Genomic DNA, 8,121 nt, shown 5'->3' on the forward strand with positions numbered 1-8,121 from the left:
TTTCACTCCTTCCTTTGCGCCTGATAGTACTCATTTGAGGTTGTTTGCCAGTTGTTCGTCCACAGGGCAAGCCTGGCCGACGGGAACCCTCGGCGACATGGGCTGCCACCCTTGGTGCGACACCAACCGGCCAGACTGGAGCGATGCGTCCGGAGCCGGAACAGGTGCTGCACTTCTCCGAGGACCCGTCGATCCGCCGCTTCGTCCCGCACGTGGCCGCGACCGCGCGGCAGCCCGAGGCGTACGTCTGGGCCGTCGACGCTGCCCGCTCCCCCGACTACTGGTTCCCCCGCCGCTGCCCGCGAGCCATGGCCTGGACCGAGCCGGGCACCACCACGACGGACCGGGACCGCATCCTCGGCGCCGGCTGCGGGGACCGCGTGCACGCGATCGAATACGGCTGGCTGGAAGCGCTACGCACCGTCCGGCTCTACGCGTACCGGCTGCCGGCCGACCGGTTCCGCCCGTTCGGCGGGCCCGAGGCGCACGCGCACGTCTGCGCGGGGCCGGTGGAGCCGCTCGGCCCGGCCGAGCCCGTCGGCGACCTGCTCGCGCTGCACGCCCGGGCCGGCATCCAGCTGCGGGTCCTGGACAACCTCTGGCCGTTCTGGGACGAGGTGATCGGGAGCACGGCCGGCTTCAGCGGCATCCGGCTCCGCAACGCCACGCCGCGCCCGTGACGGGCCAGGATGGGAGTGACGAAGGGAGATCAGCATGCTGGTCGCGTTCTCGGTGAGCCCGCTCGGCACCGGCGAGACGGTCGGGGCGGCGGTCGCGGAGGCCGTCCGGATCGTGCGGGCGTCCGGCCTGCCGAACCGTACGGATGCCATGTTCACCACGATCGAGGGCGAGTGGGACGAGGTGATGGCGGTGGTGAAGGCCGCGACCGAGGCCGTCGCCGCGGCCGCGCCCCGGGTGAGCCTGGTGCTCAAGGCCGATATCAGGCCCGGCTTCACCGACATGATGACCGCGAAGATCGCCTCGGTGGAACGGCACCTGCAGGCATGAGCTTCGGCCTGGTCTCGTTCACCACCGACTACGGCACGGCGGACGGGTTCGTCGCGGCCTGCAAGGGCGTGCTGGCGACCAAGGCACCCGGGGTGCGGGTCATCGACGTGACCCACGAGGTGCCGGCCCAGGACGTCCGGCGCGGAGCGGCCGTGCTGGCCCAGACGGTGCCCTGGCTGCCGCCGGCGGTGCACCTGGCCGTCGTCGACCCCGGCGTCGGTACGGACCGGCGCGGCGTCGCGATCGTCACGCCGCGCGGGATCCTGGTCGGCCCGGACAACGGGCTGCTGGTGCCGGCGGCGGAGGCCCTCGGCGGGATCGAGGCCGCGTACGAGCTGGCGGAGGCGAAGTACCACCTGCCGGTGGTGACGGCGACGTTCCACGGGCGGGACGTGTTCGCGCCGGTGAGCGCGCAGCTCTGCCTGGGGCTGGAGCCGTCCCGGCTCGGCCCGCCGGCGGCGGACCTGGTCCGGCTGCCTGCGCCGGTCGTCCGGGTGGGAGCGGGTGAGCTGCGGTCCGAGGTGCTGACCGTCGACCGGTTCGGCAACGTGCAGCTCGCGGCGACCGAGACCGATCTCGCCGCGGCCGGTCTGACCGGCGCCGCGGTGATCCACGCGGCCCGGGTCGGCCGGCCCGGGCCGGACACCGCCGGACCCGCGCCGGACGCGGCTGGGGTGGCGTCGGGCGAGGGGGCGCGGGTGGGGCGGACGTTCGGGGACGTGGGCGTGGGCGAGCTGCTGGTGCTGCCGGACTCGGACGGGTTCACGTCGATCGCGGTCAACCGCGGCGACGCGGCCGCCCGGCTCGGCCTCGCCCCGGGCGACGAGGTGGTCCTCCGCCGCCCGGAGCCGTGACCTAGCGGGTCGCCTGGGCGATCAGGACGGTGGCCTGGTCGGGCTGGACCTCGGCGCCGTAGACCGGGGTGTCCGGCTCCTGCCGCCAGCTCTCGGCCAGCGTGCCGGTGTCGACGGCGCTGAAGCCGAACTCGTCGATGAAGCCGGTCAGCAGCGCCTTGGCCTCGGCGTCGTCGCCGGCGATCGGAAGCGCGTACCGGTCGGAGGCCGGTGCGTCCGTACGGCCGCGGTCGCGCAGGTGCTCGAAGTAGATCGTGTTGAACGCCTTGACCACGCGGGCCTCGGGCAGGTGCCGGGCCAGCAGCTCGGAGGAGGTCGCCGACTTCGAGTCCAGCGCGGCGATCTGACCGTCGCGCTCCGGGTAGTAGTTGTCCAGGTCGATCACGATCTTGCCCGCGAACCACTCCGGCGGCAGCGACTCGTACGCCTTCAGCGGGATCGCGACCGCGACCACCTCGCCGAACGCCGCGGCGTCGGCCGCGGTCGCCGCGTGCGCGTTGGGGCCGAGCTCGGCGACCTTGTCGGCCAGCGTCTCCGGGCCGCGGGAGTTGGCCAGGGCCACCTCGTGGCCGGCGCGGGTGAACAGGGTTGCGAGCGAGCCGCCGATCATGCCGGCGCCGATGATTCCGATCTTCATGCCGCCGCAACCGAGCGACAGGTCACCCTGTTCCCGAGTGCGCACCCACGAAGTCGGTCAATGTGCCGATCGTGGCCAGTGAGTCCAGATCGAGGTCGAGGTCGGCGACGTCGACGCCGGTCTCGGTCCGGATCGCGGCCAGCAGCCGGACCACGGTGACCGAGTCCAGCCCGAGCCCCCCGGACAGCAGCGCGGTGCCGGCCGGCAGCGTGGCCACGGCCGGGTCGGCCAGTACCCCGGCCAGGATCTCGGGCACGGTCACAGCCGCTCCTCCACGTCGACCCAGCCGGGGTACTCGGGCGCGGCGGCCAGGTCGCGGCCGTAGACGGCGGCATCGTCCGACGCCCGGGACGAGGCGGTGAACCCGGCCTGCTTGAGCCCGAGCCGGACCGGGACGTTCCGCTCGGTCAGCCGGCACGGGACGAGCAACCGGGCGCCGCCGCGGGACCGCGCCAGCCGGCCCAGCCCGGTCAGCAGCAGCGGCACCCCGCCGCGACCCCCGGCCCGGCAGGACACCGCCACCAGGCCGGCCGTCCACACCGGACCGTCCGAAGTAGACAGCACACCGGCCCCGACCAGCCCGTCGTCGCCGAACCGGTCGGCCAGCTCCAGCACGACCGTCGGGCCGGCCGGCAGCTCGATCCCGGTCGAGTTGTACTGGGTGGTCCGCTGGGCGAGCTCCACCAGCCGGTCCCGGTCGTCCGCGGCCGCGAGCCGGACCGTCGCCCGCAACCCACACCAGCCCAGGAAGTCCTCGTCCGACCCGGCGAACGCCGTACGGGCCTCCCGCCGTCGTTCCCGCTGCCGGTAACTGTCCAACCGGGACAGTGCCGCCGCGGTCACCGGCCCGGCCCCGAGCTCCGGCCAGTCCAGCGCGGCGGCGACCTCGTCCGGCGCCAGCACGGTCACCGACGGCAGCGTCCGCTCGACGTCCGCCCGCTCGAACGGGTCGTCGTCGACGAAGGCCAGCGTGTCCAGGCCGACGTCCAGCTCGTCGGCGATCCGGCGCAGCGCGTCGGCCTTGCGGCCCCAGCCGTACTGCGGGGCGACGAAACGGCCGGCCAGCATGGACTTCTCCACCAGCACGCCGATCTCGGACGGGTTGCGGCTGGCGACGCTGACCAGGATCCCGCGCCCGGCGAGGGTGTCCAGCGTCGTCACGGCGGCCGGATAGGGCGACGGCAGCTCGTCGGACTCCAGCGCGATCCCGGGCCAGAGCGTCCCGTCCAGGTCCCAGACGACCACCTTGACCGGCGGACGGCTCACAATGCCTTCCGCATCGACAGGTGCTCGGCGGCGAAGCCGAGTTTCGCGTACACCGCGCGCATGTTGACGTTGCGCATGTGGACCTTGCCCACGACCTCGGACACGCCGCGGTCCTTGGCCGCCGCCAGCGCGGCGTCCAGCAGCAGCTCCGCGACCGCACTGCGGCCCGGGACGTCGCTGGTCGCCAGCGACCGGAGGTTGCCGTAGCGGTCGCCGGTCAGCGAGTTCGTCCGGCCGGACAGCCAGACCCAGCCGACGACCGCGCCGTCCCGGTCCGCGACCAGGGTGAGCTCGTCGGCCTTGCCGAGCGAGCCGGTGATCCGCTTGCGGTGCAGCTCGGGATCGGTGATCGCCTCGTCGCCGAAGGAGATCCGGGCGATCTCGATCTCGTACGCGATGAGCGCGTCGAGATCCGCCGCGACCGCGGACCGGACGAGATCAGCGGACACGGGACGGCTCCTTCGTCACCCGGGGCCGGAACGTCCGCCCGCCGCAGCGTGGGCAGCCGGCCTGCTTGAGCTCCCCGACGTTGCGCCAGCGCCGCCCCTCGCCGACGGTCTGCCCGGTGCTGCAGGTGGCGCAGACGTACCGGCGGCGGTTGCGGTCGGTGCCGGTGTAGACGGCGCCGGGCTCCACCGAGACCTCCCCGGCCGAGACCAGGTGCCAGAACGCGCTGGTGCCGCCGAGCACGCCCGCCCCGACGTAGTCGTTGAAGCCCGGCAGCATCGCGCGGACCGCCAGCCCGAGCCGGGCGAGCACCTGCTGCAGCGCGACCGTCTCGGCCGGCCGCCGGACGCCGAGGGACAGGAACACCTCGCCCCCGGCGCCGGGCTTCAGCGCGCTCGCGGCCCGGGACAGGAACAGCTCCGCGCCGGCCACCGTGTACGGCGGGTCGGTCTGCACGGTGTCCATTGTGGACAACAGCGACGCCGGCAGCGGGTCGGTCAGGTCGTGCTCGACCACCTCGGCCGGGAACGGCGCGTCCGCCAGCCGGGAGCGCAGGAACGCGACCAGCTCGGGATCGAGCTCGAGGACCGTCACCGAGGCCGGACCGCCGCCGTGCTGCCGGGCGAACTCGGCCAGCGCCAGCGAGACCAGGTCGTCGTCGCCGAGGATCAGCACGTGCCGGCCGGCCAGCGCGCCGGCGTCGTGCATGGCCAGCACCCGGCGGGTCTTGGTCGCCGGCGTGCAGTGGGTCTGGTCGAGCTCGACCCGGACCGGCGGCATCGTCGCGGCCGGGTCCTCCAGCGCGGCGGTCAGCTCCGGGGCGGCCGAGTCGAGCACGCCGCGGCCGGCGCAGGTCGGGCAGCGGCCACTGACGTCGGCTCCGGGGTCGAAGGCGGCCCGGCCCGGATCGGTGAGCCGGGCCGGGCGGTCGGCGGTGAGCACGCCCCGGGTCCGCAGCTCGCCGCAGATCGCGGCCACCACGGGCAACGGCAGCGCGGTCGCCCGGCCGACCGCCCGGGTCGACCCGGCACCGCGGGCGATCTCCCGCACCACGGCCCGCACGCCCGGCGGGCCCTCGGCCAGCCCGACGGCGGCGGCGACCTCGGCCGCGACGACCTCCGGGTCGAGTACGACGCTCACCGGGACGTGGGCAGCCCGCGGTCGAGGCGCTGGACGGTCACCCGCTCCAGCCCGAGCCGCGCGACCAGCTCGTCGATCACGGCTTGCCCGTCGATCGCGCCGCAGCTGAACAGGTCGACGGCGACCAGGTGCTCCTCCGGCCAGGTGTGCACCGACAGGTGCGACTCCGCCAGCACGAGCACCAGCGTCACGGCGCCGTTGGGGAACACGACCGCGGTCTCGTCCAGCACGTGCCCCCGGCCGGCCGCGACGGCGGCCCGGGCGGCGGCGGCGATGCCCTCGGGGTCGGTGGTCACGCCCGCGTCGCCGACCGCGCCGTCGACCGCGTAGAGCACCTTGGGGGTGAACGCCTCCAGCGGCCGCAGGTCGCTCAGCGGCCGCTGCGCACGCTGCACCCGCAGCGACGTCCCGGAGTCCACCCGACGAGGGTACTCGGAGCGCGCGGCCCGGCCCGTCCCCGCCGGTGCCGTCCCGACCGGTGCCGTCCCGACCGGGCCGGGAAATCGTCGGACCCGATCGCCAGGATGCCGGCATGGACCTGCCTGTGGTGGAACTGCGTCGGTACACCCTCGTCCCCGGCCGGCGGGAGGAGATGATCTCGATCTTCGAACAGGAGCTGATGGACCCGCAACAGGCGGCCGGGATGTCCGTGCTGGGCACGTTCCGCGACCTGGACGAGCCCGACCACTTCGTCTGGATGCGCGGGTTCTCCGACATGGCGACGCGCCGGCGGGTGCTGACCGACTTCTACTCCGGGCCGGTCTGGAAGCAGCAGGGACCGCGGATCCGGCCGACGATGGAGGACACCGACGACGTGTACCTGCTCCGTCCGGCCGGACCGGGTACGGGCCTCGGCCCGCTGCCGTTGCCGGCACCGGACCCGTCGCCCGGCGGGCTCGTCGTCGTCCGGGTACGGCCCGACGCGGGACCCGCCGACCCGGGGGAGTTCGCCCGGTTCGTCACCGAACCGGCGGAGAACACGTACCCGGCCCTGCCGATCCGGACGGGCGTGTCGGTCGTCGTCACCCTGTCCCGGGGTGCCCACCCCGGCCCGGGCGAGCCCGGCACCGCCCGCCTCGTCCCCACCGCCCGCTCCCCGCTGCGAGGTGGCCCGGCCTGAGGGCCCGGGCCGGGTGGCAGGATCAGCCGCATGGCGGACGGGTTGATCGCGGTGACGGGTGCGACCGGTGCGGTCGGGCGGAAGGTCGCGGAGCTGCTGGCCGCGGCCGGGGTCGCGCAGCGGCTGGTGGTGCGGGACCCGGCCCGGGCGCCGGAGCTCCCGGACACCGAGGTCCGCCAGATCGCCGACTACGGCCACGCCGACGACGTGCGCCGGGCGCTGGACGGCGTCGACACCCTGTTCCTGGTCCCGGCCCAGGAGTCGGCCGACCGGCGCGAGCGGCACTTCGCGGCGATCGACGCCGCCGCGGCCGCCGGCGTACGGAAGATCACTTACCTCTCGTTCGTCGGGGCGCGGCAGGACTCGACGTTCACGCTCGGGCAGGACCACTGGGCGACCGAGGAGCGGGTGAAGGCGACCGGGCTGCCCTGGACGTTCCCGCGGATGAACCTCTACCTGGACTTCCTGCCGCTGATGGTGACCGAGCAGGGCACGATCGAGGGCCCGGCCGCCGACGGCCGGGGCGCGTTCGTCACCCGCGACGACATCGCCGAGGTGTGCTCCCGGCTGCTGGTCGAGGGCGGCCACGACGGCGAGACCCACGACATCAGCGGGCCGGAGGCGTTCACGATGGCGGAGGCCGCGGCGACGATGTCCGCGGCGTCGGGCAGGGCGATCAGCTACGTCGAGCAGACCGTCGAGGAGGCGTACGCGTCCCGGGCGGTCTACGGCGCCCCGGACTGGCAGGTCGAGGCCTGGGTGACCACCTACACGGCCATCGCGAACGGCGACATCGCCGAGGTGACCGACGCGGTCCCGCACTTCACCGGCCACCCCGCCACCGGCCTCGCGCAGTTCCTCTCCGAGCACCCGCAAGCACTCGACCACGTCCGCACCTGACGCGGTCCGCGGCCGCGGCGATCCGTGAAGGTGATGGGGCCTTCCGCCGCGGCGGGGCTCGGTCGAGCACCAGCAGGCACTCGACCACCTCCGCACCCGACCACGGCCGAAACCGATACCGGCGAGGGCGAGGGCGAGGGCGAAGCCTTGGACGTGATGGGGTCCTCCGCCACCGGCGGGGCTCGGTGGAAGAGGTCGGCCCGGAACCGGCACCGCACCCTGAGCCCCGCCCGGGGGTTACGGGGGCCGCCCCCGACAGCTAGCGCGGCTGCACCTGGATCTTGCGGCCGACACCGTTCTTGAACTGCTCGATCGCCTTCGGGTACTCGGCCAGCGGGAAGCGGTCGCTGATCATCACCTCGGGCTTGAGCGCGCCGCCGACGAACAGGTCCCCGGCCCGCTCGAAGCTGTGCAGCACGGCCATCGACCCGACGATGGTGATCTCCTTGTTGTAGACCCGGTACGGCGAGAACCGCGCCTCGGCCTTCTCCGCCGACACCCCGAACTGCTGGAACGTGCCGCCCGGCGCGACCCGGGTCAGCCCGTCCTCGATCGCGGCGACCACGCCGGTGCAGTCGATGACGAGGTCCCAGCCTCGACGGGCCTCCAGCTGGTCGGCGCTGGTGACCGCTGCGGCCGCGCCCAGTGCGGTCGCCCGGTCGAGGCGGGCCGGGTTGAGGTCGACCACGTCGACCGAGGTCGCCCCGGATCGCTGAGCCAGGGCGAGGTTCATCAACCCCATGGTCCCG

The 8,121-nt window shown here is 74.3% G+C and carries 12 protein-coding genes; 5 read left to right on the top strand and 7 right to left on the bottom strand.

The annotated features are described in order from the left end of the window. Window positions 1–143: 143 nt before the first annotated feature. From VGP36_16930 to VGP36_16940, 3 genes are read left to right on the top strand one after another with little or no spacing between them, the layout of a single operon-like run. A complete protein-coding gene (locus tag VGP36_16930; protein HEV7656400.1) occupies window positions 144–680 on the top strand; it encodes a hypothetical protein in 537 nt (178 codons plus the stop codon). Between the two features lie 34 nt (window positions 681–714). Then, complete coding sequence (locus VGP36_16935; GenBank protein ID HEV7656401.1) at window positions 715–1,008, top strand: MTH1187 family thiamine-binding protein; 294 nt, start codon at window positions 715–717, stop codon at window positions 1,006–1,008. After that, window positions 1,005–1,862: an SAM-dependent chlorinase/fluorinase gene (locus tag VGP36_16940; GenBank protein ID HEV7656402.1), complete on the top strand. Its 858-nt coding sequence runs from the start codon at window positions 1,005–1,007 to the stop codon at window positions 1,860–1,862. Before VGP36_16935 ends, VGP36_16940 begins: the two co-directional genes overlap by 4 nt. Window position 1,863: 1 nt before the next feature. Here the strand turns inward: VGP36_16940 and VGP36_16945 are convergent, their stop codons facing one another. Genes VGP36_16945 through VGP36_16970 form a run of 6 tightly spaced genes read right to left on the bottom strand, consistent with a single transcriptional unit; the run spans window position 1,864 to window position 5,771 of the window. Beyond that, entirely contained in the window at window positions 1,864–2,499 is a 636-nt protein-coding gene (locus tag VGP36_16945; protein ID HEV7656403.1) for an NAD(P)-binding domain-containing protein, read from the bottom strand. Window positions 2,500–2,521: 22 nt separating this feature from the next. Next, on the bottom strand, window positions 2,522–2,761 hold the full coding sequence (locus VGP36_16950; protein HEV7656404.1) for a phosphopantetheine-binding protein: 240 nt from the start codon (window positions 2,759–2,761) through the stop codon (window positions 2,522–2,524). After that, entirely contained in the window at window positions 2,758–3,765 is a 1,008-nt protein-coding gene (locus VGP36_16955) for an HAD-IIIC family phosphatase (GenBank protein HEV7656405.1), read from the bottom strand. The genes VGP36_16950 and VGP36_16955 overlap by 4 nt, the downstream gene beginning before the upstream one ends. Beyond that, window positions 3,762–4,214 carry a GNAT family N-acetyltransferase gene (locus VGP36_16960; protein ID HEV7656406.1) on the bottom strand — a complete coding sequence of 151 codons (453 nt, stop codon included), beginning with the start codon at window positions 4,212–4,214 and terminating at the stop codon, window positions 3,762–3,764. The genes VGP36_16955 and VGP36_16960 overlap by 4 nt, the downstream gene beginning before the upstream one ends. Continuing rightward, window positions 4,204–5,352, bottom strand: coding sequence for a bis-aminopropyl spermidine synthase family protein (locus VGP36_16965; GenBank protein HEV7656407.1), 1,149 nt, complete (start codon window positions 5,350–5,352; stop codon window positions 4,204–4,206). The genes VGP36_16960 and VGP36_16965 overlap by 11 nt, the downstream gene beginning before the upstream one ends. Beyond that, entirely contained in the window at window positions 5,349–5,771 is a 423-nt protein-coding gene (locus VGP36_16970; protein HEV7656408.1) for an S-adenosylmethionine decarboxylase, read from the bottom strand. The genes VGP36_16965 and VGP36_16970 overlap by 4 nt, the downstream gene beginning before the upstream one ends. Window positions 5,772–5,884: 113 nt before the next feature. Here VGP36_16970 and VGP36_16975 point away from each other — a divergent pair, with 113 nt between their 5' ends. Together VGP36_16975 and VGP36_16980 are read left to right on the top strand one after the other, a co-directional pair. Beyond that, window positions 5,885–6,472 (top strand): NIPSNAP family protein, encoded by a 588-nt coding sequence (locus VGP36_16975; protein ID HEV7656409.1) that lies wholly within the window; start codon window positions 5,885–5,887, stop codon window positions 6,470–6,472. A 30-nt stretch (window positions 6,473–6,502) separates the two neighbouring features. Then, complete coding sequence (locus tag VGP36_16980) at window positions 6,503–7,372, top strand: NAD(P)H-binding protein (GenBank protein HEV7656410.1); 870 nt, start codon at window positions 6,503–6,505, stop codon at window positions 7,370–7,372. A 259-nt stretch (window positions 7,373–7,631) separates the two neighbouring features. Here the strand turns inward: VGP36_16980 and VGP36_16985 are convergent. Further along, window positions 7,632–8,121, bottom strand: a 490-nt coding sequence (locus VGP36_16985) for a zinc-binding dehydrogenase (protein ID HEV7656411.1), incomplete at its 5' end; no start/stop codon positions are given.

Source organism: Mycobacteriales bacterium (genome assembly GCA_035995165.1).
In the GTDB taxonomy this organism is placed as follows: Bacteria; Actinomycetota; Actinomycetes; order Mycobacteriales; family CADCTP01; genus CADCTP01.